Annotated in this window: 10 protein-coding genes; 1 reads left to right on the plus strand and 9 read right to left on the minus strand. The window is 75.9% G+C overall.

All coding sequences use genetic code 11. The features are described 5' to 3' along the window. Nucleotides 1-354 precede the first annotated feature (354 nt). The 3 genes from HA073_RS06545 to pdhA form a co-directional block, all read right to left on the minus strand. Entirely contained in the window at nucleotides 355-1,689 is a 1,335-nt protein-coding gene (locus tag HA073_RS06545; RefSeq protein ID WP_166456105.1) for a dihydrolipoamide acetyltransferase family protein, read from the minus strand. A gap of 110 nt (nucleotides 1,690-1,799) precedes the next feature. Further along, nucleotides 1,800-2,804: an alpha-ketoacid dehydrogenase subunit beta gene (locus HA073_RS06550; RefSeq protein WP_069088570.1), complete on the minus strand. Its 1,005-nt coding sequence runs from the start codon at nucleotides 2,802-2,804 to the stop codon at nucleotides 1,800-1,802. Beyond that, on the minus strand, nucleotides 2,804-4,003 hold the full coding sequence (gene pdhA, locus HA073_RS06555) for a pyruvate dehydrogenase (acetyl-transferring) E1 component subunit alpha (RefSeq protein ID WP_166456104.1): 1,200 nt from the start codon (nucleotides 4,001-4,003) through the stop codon (nucleotides 2,804-2,806). Before pdhA ends, HA073_RS06550 begins: the two co-directional genes overlap by 1 nt. Before the next feature lie 72 nt (nucleotides 4,004-4,075). Between pdhA and HA073_RS06560 the strand changes: the two genes are divergently transcribed. Next, on the plus strand, nucleotides 4,076-4,582 hold the full coding sequence (locus HA073_RS06560) for an Lrp/AsnC family transcriptional regulator (protein ID WP_030499924.1): 507 nt from the start codon (nucleotides 4,076-4,078) through the stop codon (nucleotides 4,580-4,582). Between the two features lie 5 nt (nucleotides 4,583-4,587). On the opposite strand, the gene HA073_RS06565 is transcribed toward HA073_RS06560, so the two are convergent. Genes HA073_RS06565 through HA073_RS06590 form a run of 6 tightly spaced genes read right to left on the minus strand, consistent with a single transcriptional unit; the run spans nucleotide 4,588 to nucleotide 15,880 of the window. Next, nucleotides 4,588-5,568: a DNA polymerase domain-containing protein gene (locus tag HA073_RS06565; protein WP_064445786.1), complete on the minus strand. Its 981-nt coding sequence runs from the start codon at nucleotides 5,566-5,568 to the stop codon at nucleotides 4,588-4,590. A 34-nt stretch (nucleotides 5,569-5,602) separates the two neighbouring features. Continuing rightward, nucleotides 5,603-7,645, minus strand: a complete 2,043-nt coding sequence (locus tag HA073_RS06570) for a hypothetical protein (protein WP_166455900.1) — start codon at nucleotides 7,643-7,645, stop codon at nucleotides 5,603-5,605. 9 nt (nucleotides 7,646-7,654) lie between these two features. After that, a complete protein-coding gene (locus HA073_RS06575) occupies nucleotides 7,655-8,767 on the minus strand; it encodes a VWA domain-containing protein (protein WP_069088567.1) in 1,113 nt (370 codons plus the stop codon). Beyond that, nucleotides 8,764-11,073 (minus strand): DUF5682 family protein, encoded by a 2,310-nt coding sequence (locus HA073_RS06580; RefSeq protein WP_166455901.1) that lies wholly within the window; start codon nucleotides 11,071-11,073, stop codon nucleotides 8,764-8,766. The genes HA073_RS06575 and HA073_RS06580 overlap by 4 nt, the downstream gene beginning before the upstream one ends. Further along, on the minus strand, nucleotides 11,070-12,200 hold the full coding sequence (locus tag HA073_RS06585) for an AAA family ATPase (protein ID WP_166455902.1): 1,131 nt from the start codon (nucleotides 12,198-12,200) through the stop codon (nucleotides 11,070-11,072). Before HA073_RS06585 ends, HA073_RS06580 begins: the two co-directional genes overlap by 4 nt. Then, nucleotides 12,197-15,880: a DUF4132 domain-containing protein gene (locus HA073_RS06590; RefSeq protein WP_166455903.1), complete on the minus strand. Its 3,684-nt coding sequence runs from the start codon at nucleotides 15,878-15,880 to the stop codon at nucleotides 12,197-12,199. Before HA073_RS06590 ends, HA073_RS06585 begins: the two co-directional genes overlap by 4 nt. Nucleotides 15,881-15,896 lie beyond the last annotated feature (16 nt).

The raw sequence follows: 15,896 nt of genomic DNA on the forward strand, positions 1-15,896 counted from the left end.
CCGTCAACCTCATGATCGACGAAGAAGGGGCGGCGTGAGGTTCCGACCCGGCGAGATCTTGGTACGAAACGGCCTCCATAGGGGCACTTTGCTACCAAGATCTCGACCGATCCCACCCACCGGAACAAGGGTCCCGCAAGACGGCCAGCGCTGGACTCCCTCGCTCGCGTCACCCGCGCCGCCGCGGCGATCTTGCAGTTGCGGCTCCGGAGAAGGGTGCGAATCGGGCACGTCGAGGGCCGCAAGTGCAAGATCGCGAGCGGGGGACGGGGAGCCCGGGGCGGGGAGCGGGGGCGGGGACGCGGCGCGGCCCCGGACCTCCGTGGGGAGGGCCGGGGCCGGGAGCCTGACCGGTCAGACGTTGGCGACCAGGAGGGCGGGCTGCTCGACGCAGTCGGCGACGTGGCGCAGGAAGCCGCCCGCCACCCCGCCGTCGCAGACCCGGTGGTCGAAGGTGAGGCTGATCTGGGTCACCTTGCGGACGGCGAGCTGCCCGTCCACCACCCACGGCTTGTCCACGATCCGGCCGACGCCGAGCAGCGCCGCCTCCGGATGGTTGATGATCGGCGTCGAGCCGTCGACGCCGAACACGCCGTAGTTGTTGAGCGTGAATGTCCCGCCGGTCAGCCGTGCCGGGGGCAGCGTGCCGGCCCGGGCCGCCGCGGTGGTCTCGGCGAGCGCGGCGGCCAGCTCCCGGGTGGTCAGCCGCTGCGCGTCACGCAGCACCGGCACGACCAGGCCCCTGTCGGTCTGCGCGGCGATGCCCAGGTGCACGCCCGCGGACTGGATGATCCGCTGCCCCTCGGTGTCGACGTGCGCGTTGAGCTGCGGATACTTCCGCAGGCCGCTGAGGCAGATCCGGGCCAGCAGGGCCAGGATGCTCACCGGCGCCTCCGGCGTGGCGGCGTTGATCGCGGCGCGCGTCTCCAGCAGGCCGGTGGCGTCCACGTCGACCCAGATGGTCACCTCCGGGATCTCCCGGCGGCTGCGGGAGAGCTTGTCGGCGATCACCTTGCGGATGCCGGTGAGCGGGATGACCATGTCACCGTCGCCGGCCGGGGCGAGCCCGACGTGGGCGGCCGGGGCGTCCGGCACCGCGGCCAGCCGGGCCGCCGGAGCAGCAGCGGCCACGGCGGCGTCCAGGTCAGCCCGGCGGATCACGCCGCCCGGCCCGGTGCCGCGCAGCGACGCCAGGTCGATGCCGTGCTCCTTGGCCAGCCGCCGCACGATCGGCGAGATGACAAGCGGCGCCGCCGCCGGTCCGCCGGCCCGAGCCGGGTCGACCGACGCCGGCGCGGCCTCGGGAGCGAGCGCCAGACGCGGCCGACGCCGCCGCCGGCCCGAGCCGCCGTGGCCGGTGCCGTAGCCGATCAGGACGTTTCCGGACCCGGCCCGCTCCTCCTCGCGGTAGGTGGCGTGCGGGTCGGGGGCGTCGTCGAGCGGGGCGATGGTGATCAGCGGCTGACCGACCGGGCGTACCTCACCGGCCGCGCCGTGCAGGGCCACGACCCGTCCGGCGTACGGGCACGGCACGTCGACGACGGCCTTGGCGGTCTCCACCTCGACCACGCTCTGGTCCACGGTGACCACGTCGCCCACGGCCACCCGCCACTCGACGATCTCCGCCTCGCTCAGCCCTTCCCCGAGGTCGGGCAGGAGGAAGTCGCGGGTCCCCACAGCCGTGCTCATGCCGCGCTGGTTGGGCATGCCCTCACGGCCCTCGCTCCGCTCGGTGCGTTCGGTCATGCCGTGCCGGCCGGGCATGCCCTCACGGCCCTCGCTCCGCTCGGTGCGTTCGGTCATGCCGCCACCCACCTCGTGTCGGGCTGGTCGTCCCACTGCAGGCGGGCCACGGTGTCCAGCACCCGGTCGACCGAGGGCAGGTGGGTGTGCTCCAGCATCGGCGCCGGGTACGGGATGTCCAGCCCGGACACCCGCAGCACCGGCGCGTGCAGGGCATGGAAGCAGCGCTCCTGCACCCGCGCGGCGATCTCCGCGCCGACACCGGCGAAGCCCTGCGCCTCCTGGATCACCACGCACCGGCCGGTACGGCGTACCGAGGCGGTGACCGTGGCGTCGTCGAACGGCACGATGCTGCGCACGTCGACCACCTCCAGGTCCCAGCCCTCCTCGCGGGCGGCCTCGGCGGCGGCCAGCGCCACAGGCACCGCCGGCCCGTACGCGATAAGCGTCGCGTCGGTGCCGGGGCGGCGCACCACGGCGCTGCCGATCGGCGCGGTACGGGCCGGCAGCTCCGCCTCGGCGCTGGTGAAGTAGAGCTTCTTGGGCTCCAGGAACACCACCGGGTCGGGGTCGTCGATGGCGGCGCGCAGCAGCGAGTACGCGTCGTCCACGGTCGCGGGCGTGACCACCTTCAGGCCGGGTGTGTGCGCGTAGTACGCCTCGGACGAGTCGCAGTGGTGCTCCACGCCGCCGATGCCACCGGCGTACGGCACGCGGATGACGATCGGCACGCTCAACGCGCCGCGGGTGCGGTTGCGCAGCTTCGCCACGTGCGAGGCGATCTGCTCGAACGCCGGGTAGGCGAACGCGTCGAACTGCATCTCCACGACCGGCCGCAGCCCGGACATGGCCAGACCGACGGCGAACCCGACGATGCCGGCCTCGGCGAGCGGGGTGTCGAAGCAGCGCTTGTCGCCGAACCGGGCCTGCAGCCCGTCGGTGATCCGGAAGACGCCGCCGAGCTGGCCGACGTCCTCACCGAAGACGACCACCCGCTCGTCGTCGAGCATCGCGTCGGCGAGCGCCGCGTTGAGCGCCTTCGCCATGGTCATGGTGGCCATCAGGCGTCCCCCTCCGCGTCGGCGGCCAGCTCGGCCCGGACCATCTCGCGCTGCTCGACGAGTTGCGGCGTCGGTTCGGCGTACACGTGGTCGAACAGGCTCAGCGGGTCCACCGTGGGCTGGTCGTCCATCCGGCGGCGCAGCGCCGCGGCGTACTCCTCGGCCTCCTCGGCGATCGCCGCGACGGCGGCGTCGTCGAGGACGCCCTTGGCCCGCAGGTACGCCTCGAGCCGGGCGATCGGGTCGCGGTCGCGCCACGCCTCGACCTCGTCGGCGTCGCGGTAGCGGGTCTGGTCGTCGGCGTTGGTGTGCGGTTCCATCCGGTAGGTGTGCGCCTCGACCAGGTAGGGGCCCTTGCCGGCGCGGGCGTGCGCGACGGCGCGCTCCAGCACCGCGAGCACGGCGACCGGGTCGTTGCCGTCGACCTGCTCGCTGGGTACGCCGTAGCCGACGCCCTTGTACGCGAGGCTCGGCGCGGCGGTCTGCCGGGACAGCGGCACGCTGATCGCGTACTTGTTGTTCTGCACCAGGTAGACGACGGGCGCCTTGAACACGGCGGCGAAGTTGATGCCCTCGTGGAAGTCGCCCTCGCTGGTGGCGCCGTCGCCGATGAACGCCAGCGCCACGGTGTCGCGGCCCTGGTACGACTCGCCGTAGGCCAGCCCGGCGGCGTGCACGCACTGGGTGGCGAGCGGGGTGCACTGCGGCGCGGTGCGGGTGGCGGCCGGGTCGTACCCGCAGTGCCAGTCGCCGCGCAGCAGCGTGAGCACCTCGACCGGGTCGAGGCCGCGCGCGGTCAGCGCCATCGACTCGCGGTACGTGGGGAACACCCAGTCGTCCTCGCGCAGCGCGAGCACGCCGCCGATCTGGCACGCCTCCTGGCCGCGCGCGGACGGGTAGACGGCGAGGCGGCCCTGCTTGGTGAGCGCGGTGGCCTGCACGTCGAAGCGGCGGCCCACGACCATCCGCCGGTACATCTCGCGCAGCGTCTCGACCGGCGGCTCCGGGTAGTCGTCGCGGGCCGGCAGCGGGGTCCCGTCGGGTTCGAGCAGCCGGACCGGTTCCCGCTGCGGCATGAAGCCGGCCGACGGGTCGGGTGCGGCCTGGGTGGTCTTCCGGCGGGTGCGCGGGGATGCCCTGCGGACCGCCTGGGGTGTGGTCGTCACGGCGGGGACCTCCTGGACGTGTGGTGGCCCTATGCTCCCGGTCGTGGATGATTGACTCAACATGCGGGATGAACGCGGGACGAATGGCACGGGAGGGCGGCTGCGGTGAGCCAGGAGACCGGCACCACACCGGGCGCGGCGGGCGGAACGGGACGTTCGGCCGGGCCGTTGGACGAGGTGGATCGGCGGATCCTGCGCGAGCTGGTCCGTGACGCCCGCACGTCCATCCGTACGCTGGCCGAACGGGTGCACGTCTCGCGTACCAACGCGTACGCCCGGGTGGAGCGGCTGCTGCGCGACGGCGTGCTGACCGGGTTCACCGCGCGGGTCGCGCCGGAGCCGGCCGGGCTGGGCACGTCGGCGTACATCGCGCTGACCATCGAGCAGAACACCTGGCGGGAGGTCTCCGCCGAGCTGGCCCGGGTGCGCTACATCGAGCACGCGGCGCTGCTCAGCGGCGAGCACGACGTCCTCGCGCTGGTCCGGGCGCCGGACAACGCGACGTTGCGGGACGTGGTGCTGGACCGGGTGCAGAGCATCGCCGGGGTGCTGTCGACGCGCACCTGGCTGGTGTTCGAGGAGTTCGACGGCACGCAGAGCCCCTGGGACTGACCGCCTCAGCGTTCCGGCGGCGACTCCAGCCCTTCGGCGTCGGCCCGCTCCAGCAGGGGTTCCAGCGAGTACCGCCGCCCGTCCAGCCCGGCGTGCGGGTCGCCGCGGTCGGCGAACCGCGCGGGCATGCTGAGCACGTCGAAGTCCTCCGGGCGGGCGTCGTCCAGCTCGGACCAGTCCAGCGGCGCCGAGACCAGCGCCGCGGGGGTCGGCCGGATCGAGTACGCCGAGGTCATGGTGTGGTCGCGGGCCATCTGGTTGTAGTCGACGAAGACCGGCCGGTCCCGCTGGTCGCGCCACCAGGTGGTGGTGACCAGGTCGGGCAGGCGGCGCTGCATCTCCCGGCCCAGCGCGAGCACCGCACGCCGGCACTCGCCGAAGCTCCAGCGCGGCTCGATCGAGACGTACACGTGGATGCCGCGCCCGCCGGTGGTCTTCGGGTAGCCCTCCAGGCCCAGCTCCGTCAGGAACGCGCGTACCTCGTGCGCCACCGGCACCACCTGCGCGAAGTCGACACCCGGCATCGGGTCGAGGTCGATGCGCAGCTGGTCGGGGCGTTCCACGTCGCCCTTCGACACCGGCCACGGGTGGAACCGCAGCGTGCCCAGGTTGGCCGCCCAGATCACCACGGCCAGCTCGCTCGGGGCCACCTCGTCGGCGGTACGGCCGCTGGGGAACGTGATGTGCGCGGTGCGCACCCAGTCGGGCGCGCCGGCCGGAAGCCGCTTCTGGTAGAACGCGTCGCCCTTGTTGGTCTGCCGGGTGGCCACCTTGGCGCCCTCGAACACGCCGCGCGGCCAGCGTTCCAGCATGGTCGGCCGGTCCCGCAGCGCGCGCAGGATGCCGTCGCCGACGGACAGGAAGTAGTTGACCACGTCCAGCTTGGTCAGCCCGCGCTCCGGGAAGTAGGGCTTGTCGGGGCTGGAGACGCGGACCAGCCGCTCCCCCACCTGGATCTCCTGCGCCGCCGTGGTCGCCACCGTCACACCGTAGCGATCCTGGCCGGGCGTGGGGACCGGCTCACCGGGACTCCCCGGTGACCGACAGCCGGATCCAGGCGTCCACCCAGGCCCGTACCGCCGGTTCGCCGGGGTCGGCGCCGAGCGCGCCGGCCAGGCCGGACACTGTCGCGCCGCAGCGGTCCAGGCCGACCGCGGCGAGCCCGGCCGCCGTCGCGCGCAACCGCTCCGGGAAGGCGGCCGGCAGGTGCCGCAGGCCGGTGTGCGCGGCCTGCGCGAGCAGCGCCGCCGCCGCACCCAGCGCCGCGGCGACCGGGTCGGGCCGGGCGTCGACCGCGCCGGCCAGCCGCCCGTCACCTACCCCAGGCGCCAGATCGGGTACGACCACAGTGTCGGCGACCACCGCCAGCGGCTCGACGACGAGTCCGTCGGCGCCCCGGCGGACTGTCCCGCTGACGTAGCGCGGCGGCCCGTGTGTGCCGTCCAGTGCCGCCGCGAGCGCGTCGAGTGCACCCGGGGCGGCGGCGTGGTGAGTGGCGGTGACGGTCGCCGTGCCGCCGTCGACCCCGGTCACCGTGGCGTGCAGGCGCTGTTCGCCGGCCGCGTACCCGATGGCGCGGACCTCGCCGAGCGCGAGCACCCGCACCGACTCGGCGGCGGTCCGGGGGCGCAGCAACCGGGGCGGCCGTCCGGCCAGCTCGGCGGCGAGCGCGTCCGGGTCGCGGGCGAGCAGGCCCGGCGGCAGACCGGACCAGTCCCCCGCGCCGGGCGTGACAGTGGTGCGGGCCAGCCGGCCGGCGGCGAACCGGAGCTGGTGCGCGGCGCTGCGCACCGCCGACTCGGAGACCACGTTGCCGCCGGCGAGCGCGCCGAGCGTGGCGCCGGTGATCCGCCGCCCGGCCAGCTCGCGCCCGGTGGGCGGGTCGTCGCCGGTGACCGGGTAGGCGCGGCGCAGCACCAGCACCGAGACGGCGGCCGGGTGGGCGAGCACCACGTCCACGCCCACCTCGCCGCCGCTGGACCGGACCCGGGCGCCGAGGCCGGTCAGCCGTACCCGCCGCAGCGGCGTCTCCGCCGGCTCGTGGGTGCCGAGTACCCGCTCCGGCGGGGTGGCCCCGGCGTTGACCACCGCGCGCCGCCGCGCGGGCAGCTCGGCGAGCAGGTCGGCGAGGGTCTCCGGCCGGTACCGGGCGCCGCGCGCGGCGTACGCCTCCAGTTGCCCGGCCAGGTCCTCCACGGCGAGCAGCGGCCAGCGCAGACCGGCCGCGTCGAGGTCCCGCCGGGCCGCCGCGAGCCGGGCGTCCACGCCGGAGCCCAGGTGCGCGACGCCGGTCAGCAGCACGTCGGCGGCCAGCGCCACCGCCGCGTCCAGCGCCGGGTGATCCGTCACGGTGGCCGGTCCGCCGACGCGTACCTGCGCCTCGGGACGGTCCGGGTGTTCCCGGTCGGCCGCCCGGCACGCCCACACGGCGAGCGCGATCGACTCTCCGCCGTCGTCGGCGGCGTCGCCGCGCGCGTACCCGATCTGGCGGGGCACGAGGAACCGGACCGTGCCGGTGGGCAGCTCCACGCGCGGGACCGGGTCGGCGGCGTCCGGCCGGTGGACCACGGCGGTGTAGCCGCGGCGCAGCCGTCGCTTCGCGGCGGCGAGCGCCGGGGCGTTGATCGCGGCGGCCAGTTCCTCGTCGGTGACGTCGCCCGGCGACCACCGCCACGGCTCGGCAGGGACCCCGGCGTCGTCCCGGCCCGGCGCGGCATCCGTGTCCGGGGCGGCCTCCCCGTCCAAGGCGGCCTCCCCGTCCGGCGTGGCCTCGCGGGCCGGGGCGTCGGCGTGCGTGCGCTGGTAGGTCAGCACGACGGAGAGCAGGTGCCGGCACACGCCGGGCGCCGGGCAGGAGCAGATCCCGGCCGCGAGGCCGCCACCCACGGGCAGCGTGACGGTCACCCCGTCCGGGTACGCGGCGCGAACCGCGCCGTCGGCGTCCTCGGTGAGCACCGGCCGCTCACCGGCGTCGACCTCCCTGGTGGCGCGCTTCACCAGGCCCCTGTTGCTCAGCGCGGCCAGCACGTCCGGGGTGAGCGCGATCAGGTCGTCACGGGTCATCCGGTCCCCCTACCGGCCCACGTGCTCGGCCACGAACGCGGCCAGCTCGCCCGGCGTCATCGCGCCCACCGCGGCGCCCACGTCGGCCAGCCGCTGCGCGGTGGCCCGGTCGTACGCCGGGTCGGCCTCCTCGTCCAGCGCGGCGAGCGCGAGCACGTGCGTGCCCTGCTCCACGAGCTGCTGCACCGACCGGACCAGACGTCCGGCGTTCCCTCCCTCGTAGAAGTCGGACACCAGCGCGACGATCGCCCGGCGCGGGTTCTCCACGAGCTGCGCGCCGTACGCGACCGCGCGGGCGATGTCGGTGCCGCCGCCGAGCTGCACCTTCATCAGCAGCTCCACCGGGTCGTCGACGTCGGAGGTCAGGTCGACCACGTCGGTGTCGAACGCGACCAGGTGGGTGCGCACGCCCGGCAGCCCCCACAGGCAGGCGGCGGTCACCGCAGCGTGGATCACCGAGCCGAGCATCGAACCGGACTGGTCCACCAGCAGGATCACCTGCCAGCGGTCCAGGTGGCGGCGGGTACGGGAGAAGAAGTGCGGCTGCCGTACGTGCAGCCGGCGCTCGTCCGGCCGCCAGTGCGCCAGGTTCGCCCGGATGGTGCGCCGGACGTCGAAGTTGCGGGCCTGCCGGAACCGGCTGGGTCGTCGCGCCCGGGGCCCGGAGAACGACTGCCGTACCTCGGCGGCCAGCCGCTCGACCAGTTGCCGCACCACCGCCTCGACCAGCTTGCGGGCCAGGCGCAGCACCTCCGGGTCCATCAGGTGCTTGGTGCGTAGCACCGCGCGCAGCAGCGCCGGGTTCGGCTCGACCCGGGCCAGCACCGCCGGGTCGGTGACGACCTCGTGGATGCCGTACCGCTCGACCGCGTCGCGTTCCAGCCGCTGCACCGTCTCCTTCGGGAACAGCCGGGTGATCCCGTCCAGCCAGTCCACAGTGGTCAGCACGGACGGGCCGGACCCGCCGCGCCGCACGTCGCGGCGGCCGAGGTCGGCGTCGCGGCCGTAGAGCCAGTCCAGCGCCGCGTCCCGGCCGGCCGCCTCCGCCGACAGACCGCCCAGGCTGTCCTGCGCGGCGTCGCCGAGCACCAGCCGCCAGCGTTCCCGCATCGGGTCCGTCACGCCCGCTCCCCCTCCCACAGCCCTTCCCGGGCCAGCACCGCGTCGACCCGCTCCTCCACCGCGCGGGCGGCGGCCACCAGCAGCGGGTCGGCGTCCAGCCGCAGCAGGTCACCGGGCGGCGCGTCGCCGCCGTGCAGCGCCTGCACGTGCCGGGCCACCTCCGCCCGCTCCCGGGGCGGGAACCAGCCGAACGCCTGCCGCAGCGCGGGCAACGCCACCAGGAAGTCGTGCGCGCCCATCCCGGCCAGCAGCTCGTCGACGACCGTGAGCAGCGCGGCGTCGCCGGCCACCACCTCCTCGCGGGCCAGCGCGAACAACCCGGACAGCCAGTCACCGAGCGTGTCCGGCGCGGCCACGGCCCGGACCGCGCGGGCGGCGTCCGGCACGTCGCCCAGCGACCAGGCCAGGCCCAGCGCCGCGCCGCGCAGGTCCGGCGGGGCCGCCGCGTCGGCGGCGACCCGCCCGGCCACCGCGAGCGCGCCGTCCCGGTCGAGCCCGAGCGCGGGACCGGCGTGGCGGATCGCGTCCCGGACCGCGACGAGCGCGGCCAGCCGTCCCGGGTCGGCCGGCGCGGCCGTGGCCCGCACGCCCTCGACGAGCCAGAGCGCCCGGCGTACGGCGGCGGTGATCAGCGCGCCCAGCGGTGCGGTTCCGGCGCTGCCGAGGAGCCGGTCGTGCCGCCACAGCGCCAGCGCGACGGCGAGCGCCCGGCCCAGCGCCCGCAGGTCGGTGACCGTGCCGGTGGCGCGGGTGATCGCGGTGAGCGTGCGGGTGGAATGCTCGGAAAGCCCGGCCAGCGCGGTGTCGAACAGCGTCGTGGCGAGCGCGTCGACGTCGGCGCCGAGCAGCGTCATCCGCTCCTCGATCCGGGCGGTGACGGCGTCGGTGACGGTCGGCCCGTACCCACCGGCCTCGATCACCCGGGCGAGCCGGTCCGCCGACGGCGCGGGCGTCCAGCGTTCGGTGAGCAGCGCGTCCGCGCCCACCCGGGGGCCGCTCTCGCGGCTGTGACCGGGTACGTCGAGCAGCCGCAGCCGGTGCAGCAGGCGGCTGCGGGCCAGGTCGCCGGAGACTGTCAGGTCCAGCTCGACCGTCTCCTGCGGATCGATCCGGTGCCGTGCCAGCTCGGCGTCGACGTCGTGCACGAGCGGCGGAAGTGGCGTGTCCGGGTGCAGGCGGCCGACCTGGTCGCCGCTGAGCGCTGCGACCATCTCCACCACCACCGGGTGCGCGCCGGGCGCGAGGGTGCCCCGGGTCGCCCACGGCAGCGGCTGGTCGAGCGCGTCGGTGACCAGCGCGGACACCAGAGCGTCGAGCACGTCGACCCGGCCCGGGTGGGCGTGGCCGCGCAGCCGGGCCAGGCCGCCGGCCATCGTCCGGGCGGCGATCAGGTCGGCGGTGGAGACGGGCTGCCGCCGGGCACGCAGCCGGGCCGCCACCGCCTCGGTGAGCGCCTCCGCGGCCCGGCGCGGCCCGTCCTCCCAGACCCGCTGGTAGTACGCCGGGGACGGCATCCCGGACTGGTAGCCGACGAACGCGTCGAGGCGCCGGAACGAGTACGGCACGAGGTAGCTGCCCGCCACCGCGTCCGGAGCCGGGGCGGGCACCTCCGGCCAGTCCTCGTCCTCCGGTCCGTCGTCCCCCGCCCCGGCGGTGAGCCGGACCAGGGCGGGACGGTGGAAGCCGCCGGTCACCACCAGCACCGGGCGGCCGGCGGCCCGGCGGCGGGCGGCGCGTACCCAGCGGGCCATGTACGCCTCCCGGGCCGTGTCGTCCGCCCCGGCCGCGGACTCGCCGCGCAGCACGTCGAAGTACGTGTCGAGGCGCTCGGCCAGCCCGTCGTCCGGGCCGATCTCGAACAGGTGGTCCCAGAGCGCGTCCACGTTGTCCACGGCGAGGGTGGCGCAGAGCCGGCGTACCGCCTCGGCGTACCGCTGGTCGGCGTCGGCGTACCGGTTGGCGCGGCCGGACAGCGCGGGATGCCACGCGGGCAGGTCGATGAAGCGCAGCTGCGCGCCCACCTCACGGCCGGCGGTCAGCGCCACCCACTCCGGCGAGTACGCGCAGAACGGGCTCCAGGAGACGTGCCGCCGGTTGCCGTCGCGGTAGGCGGTGAACACGGCGATCGGCAGCTCGTGGTCTCCCAGCAACTCGTCCATCCGCCCGTTCAGGTCCGCCGGCCCCTCCACCAGCACGTACGCCGGGCGCAGCCGCGCCACCGTGGCCGCGACCAGCCGGGCGCAGGCCGGGCTGTGATGCCGGACGCCGAGGAAGGTGACGCCGCCGGGCGCCTCGACGGTGCTCACCCGGGCAGCAGGTGCCGGGCGTCGTGCACCGCCCGCCACTGCGCGCCGGAGCGGCGGGACACCTGCTGTTCCAGGTAGCGACGCAGCCGGGCCAGGTCCTCCGCGTCGTCCTTCGCGGCGGTGCCGGCCAGGCAGGCGACCAGGTCGGCGGCGTCGCCGGGCTCGCCGCGCAGGAACCAGCCGCGCAGCCCGACCGCGTGCGCCACCGACACCGCCTCGGCGGTGCTCATCACCGCCGACAGCCGCTCCATCGCGTCGCCGCGTTCGGTGATCCCGGTCCGCAGCTCCCGGAACGTGGTGACCAGCACCTCCAGCAGGTCCCGGCGGGGCGGCGCGGTCACGCCGGAGCGGCGCAGCAACTCGCCCGCCTCGGCCTCCACCAGTTCCAGCTCGGTGCCGAGGTCGGGGATCGGGAAGACGGTCTCGAAGTTGAACCGCCGCTTCAGCGCGGCGCTCATCTCGTTGACGCCCCGGTCCCGGGTGTTCGCGGTGGCGATCACGTTGAAGCCCTCGCGGGCGAACACCATGGCGTCGGCGCCGGGCAGCTCCGGAATGGCGAGCACGCGGTCCGACAGCGGGGAGAGCAGGCAGTCCTGCACCTCCAGCGGGCAGCGGGTGATCTCCTCGAAGCGGACCATCCGCCCCTCGGCCATGCCGCGCAGCAGCGGCGCCGGCACCAGCGCGCGCGGCGACGGGCCGTCGGCGACCAGCAGCGCGTAGTTCCACGAGTAGCGGATCTGGTCCTCGGTGGTGGCCGCGCCGCCCTGGATGGTGAGCGTGGAGTCGCCGCTGACCGCGGCCGCGAGCAGCTCCGACAGCAGCGACTTGGCGGTGCCGGGCTCGCCGACGAGCATCAGCCCGCGGCTGGTCGCCAGCGCCACCAGCGCCCTGTCGATCAGCGACGGGTCGCCGACGAACTTGCGCCGGATCCCGGCCGCCGGGTCACCGAGGATGAACCGGCGCGCGGCGCGCAGGCTCAGCCGCCAGCCCGGCGGGCGCGGGTCACTGTCGTTCGCGGCCAGCGCGGTCAGCTCGTCGGCGTACCGCACCTCGGCCGGGGGCCGCTGCGCTCGCTCGACGGCCGGAGGCCGCTGGGCCCGCTCGGCGGTCGGGTCGAGCGCGGTCACCGGGTCACCTCCGCCAGGTCGCGCAGCACCTCGGAGACGGTGACGTCGTCCAGGTCGCCGAGGCGGACCTTGCCGTCGCGCTGGAACCAGCCGCCGTACGGCACGTCGTTGACCCAGATCGCCTCGATCTTCTGGTCGGGGAACATGTCGACGATCCCGACCGCGATGCCGGGGTCGAGGTCGATCACCACCGCCCCGCCGCCGGGGACCTCGCGTTCCAGCCAGCTCTGGATGCCGGCGTCCTGCGGGTCGCCGCGCCGCCAGCCTCGCCGCTCCAGGCTGAGCAGCCGCCCCGCCGGGACCGTGACGCCCGCGTGCCGCCGCAGCAGCTTCTCCGCGCGCTCGGCCTCGTCCAGCCGGTGCACGTCGCGGCCGAGCTGCGGGAACGGCTGGAGGATCTCGTAGTCGGCGAAGACCTCCGCCCAGGCCGGCACCGCCGTGCCGAGGCGCAGCGGGTGCGCGATGGTGACGGTGGCGTCATCCGGCAGCGCGTACGTCTCGTCGTCGGCGTCGGCGAGCGTGCGGTCCTCGGCGACCCGGAACGCGGTGACCACCTGACCGGCGTCGTCCACAGTGGCCCAGACCAGCCGGCGCACGACGTGCCACAGCAGCGGGTGGGACAGGAAGTAGCGGCGGAAGTCCGTGGCCGGCCAGCGCCGCCCGGTCACCATGGCCGTCTCGAAGCGGCGGATCTGATCGGCGGCGAGCGTGCGCACGTCCTTCTTCAGGCCGGCGAAGCGCTTGTGCGCGGCGGGCGCGAGCGTGGCGTCGTCCCGGGCGCCGGGCTTGGGCAGGTCCTTGCGGCGGGCGCCGGCGCCGTCCACCACGTACGGCTTGAGCTGCTCGTCGAAGCCGACGGTGAACCGGCGCGGCCCGTAGTCGAGGACCAGACTGCCGTCGGCGTCCAGCCCGAGGTCGGGCACCAGCCGGTCGCCGAGCTGCTCGGGCGTCAGCCCCAGCCCGTCGGCGACCTCGGTGACCTTGCGGGCCGCCTGCTCCCGCAGGCCGCGGAACTTCACCTTCTGCGAGATGCCGTACAGGTGCATCAGCGCCACGTCGGTGCCGATCTGCGCCAGCACCTCCAGGCCGGTCACCGCCCGGGCGTGCTGGCTCTCACCCGGCCAGGCCCGGACCAACGGCGCGAGCCGCCGCGCGGTCGAGTCGTCGCCGAGCAGCCCCAGCGCGGTGAACGCCCAGCCGTCCCTCGACGGCGCGCCGGCGGCCTGCCAGCTCTCGAACAGCGCCCAGCCGAACTCCGCCAGGGAGTCGCTGTCGCACGCCGTGCGGACGATCTCCACCCCCGGGTACGGCTCGCCGGGCGCGGAGATGGCGAGCATCGTGCAGAGGTGGCGTACCGCCTCGGCGGGCAGCGCCGCCGAACGGTCCCGCAGCAGCACCTGCGGCAGCACCGCCGGGTCCAGCCACGCCGGCAGGCTCGGCACCCGGGCCGGGAGCTGCGCCAGCGGGTCCGCGTCGAGCATCGCCGTGGCGGCGGCGAGCGCCTCCTCGCCGTGCTCGCGGGCCACGCCGAGGAGCGTGTCGCGGTGTTCGGCGGCGACCAGGCGCAGCGCCCGCTCGGCGGCCCGGCGGCGCGGGCCGGGCGCGCCCAGGGCAGCCGGCAGCAGCGCCCGCACGGCGTACTCCGGGTGCCGCCGCAGCCAGGCCCGAGCGACCGGGCGGGCCGTCTTGAGCCGGTCGAGCCAGTCGGCCATCAGGTCGGCGACCTCGCCGTCGGCGTACGGCAGCAGCACCTCGCCGACACTCTTCGGCGCGGTACGGGCCAGGTGCAGCGCGGTGGGCAGCGCGTCCAGCTCGTAGCGCCCGGCGAGGCGGGACATCCACTCGTCGGCGCCCCAGGACTCGGTCGGCCGCCAGGCCGGCAGCAGCGGCCGGGCCAGTTCCTCGGTGGCCCGGACGAAGAAGTGGATCGCCGCTGACGATCCGGCTCGCCCGGCGGCGACCTCGGCGGCCAGCACGGTCAGGTCGTCACCCCGCCACCAGCCGGACCAGCGGGGCACCACCGCGGCCCACCGCTCCCGCTCGCCCGGCAGCCAGGCCGTGGCGGACCCTGCGGGACGGGCCAGCCCGTCCACCACCGGCGGGGCGGAACGTGGGCGGCGGACCGACCAGGGCGGGGACACCAGCACCGGCGGCAGCCGGTCCGGCCCGGCGGCCGACAGCGCGGAGGCGTCGTCGTGGATCCGCTCGATCCGCTCCCGCTGCGCCGGGGCCAGCGTCGGCAGCGCCGCCTCGACAGCGGCCGGGTTGGCCAGCACGTGGGCGCGCAGCAACGTGGCGGCCTCCCGCGCAGCCGGGCTGCGCCCCTCGGCGGCGGCGGACAGCAGGCGCACGCCGCGCACCGGGAAGCGGCGCAGCATCTCCGTCACCGCGGGCGGCACGTACCTACGGTCCAGCCGGTCGAGCAGCGCCGCCATCGGCTCGTCGCCGGGCAGGGCCGCCAGCAGCGACGCCAGCCGCTGCCGCGCGTCCGCGCCGGCGTGCTCGTGGTCGAACCATTCGGTCAGCAGCGGCGCGATCGGCGACCCGACCGCCGCGGTGGCGGTGACGATCGGCGCCTGGTCGTACATCAGCCGGTAGACCGCCAGGTGCCCGCTGAGGGCGTGGATCGCGTCCACCTCGTCGACCGCGCCCAGCAGCAGCTCGGCGAGCAGCGGGCCCCCGTCGCGCGCCACGTCGGCGACGTCCCGGGCCACCCACTCCCGCTCGGTCGGCAGCAGGAACGAGGTGACCACCCGCGTCGCCAACGGCCCGGACCGGTACGGGACCAGCGCGGCGCGGGCCGCGGCGTAGTCGTCGTCGCCGGCCGCCGCGAGATGGGCGCGGACCCGGCGCAGCACGGACTGGCGAAGCCGCCAGTGGCCGTAGTTCTGCGATTTCTCCGCCCTGATGCGGTTCAGCGGCAGCGGGGACATCGACCCGGCGGCAGCCACGGTGATCTGCTCGGTCGCGGCGACGGCCGCACCGGCCGGACCGAGATCGGCGACCAGCAGGTCGCCGAGGGCCAGCCCTTGCTGGTCGCGCCCGTGATAGCCGAGCGCCATGGCCACCGCCGCCACCAGCGCGGCACCGCCCAGCGGACCGGGCTCGCCGTCGAGGTAGCCGCGCAGCGCCGGACCCAGCTCCGGGTCGGTGGTGGCCCGGGCGATGGCGGCGACCTGGTCGGCCACCGAGTCCAGCACCTTCCGCCCGGCGGCCCGCCCCTTCGCGGCGCTGGGCAGGGCCGGGCCCGGTGCGCCGCCCCGGCGCGGGGCCAGCATCCGTCGCCAGCCGGCCGGGACCTCGAACGCGTCCTCGTCCGGCAGGTCGCCGGCGGGCGACGCGGCCGACGGCGTCCCGGCCCGGTCGCTGCCGGCCGAACCAGCGCCGGCCGGATCGGCGACGGTCGCCTCCGGTTCGTGGCTCGGCCCGGCCGGCCCGACGGCCGGCGCGCCGGTGTGCCCGGCGGAGGGCGCGGCGGTCGCCTCGGCGTACCCCTTGCGCAGTTTCTCCGCGATCAGCCGGTCGGCGTGCGCGGCGGCCTCGGCCGGCGAACCCAGCTCCTTGACCTGGGTGCGGCCCTGCGCGCCGAGGGATCCATAGCGGACCGTCACCGTCGCGTCGCGCTGCCCGACCTCCCAGAACTTGGCCGAACCGCCGCCCACGAACTCGAATCTGCGCACACCGTCTCCTTGATCG

It is taken from the genome of Micromonospora sp. CMU55-4, assembly GCF_011602315.1.
GTDB classification, from domain to species: domain Bacteria; phylum Actinomycetota; class Actinomycetes; order Mycobacteriales; family Micromonosporaceae; genus Micromonospora; species Micromonospora chalcea.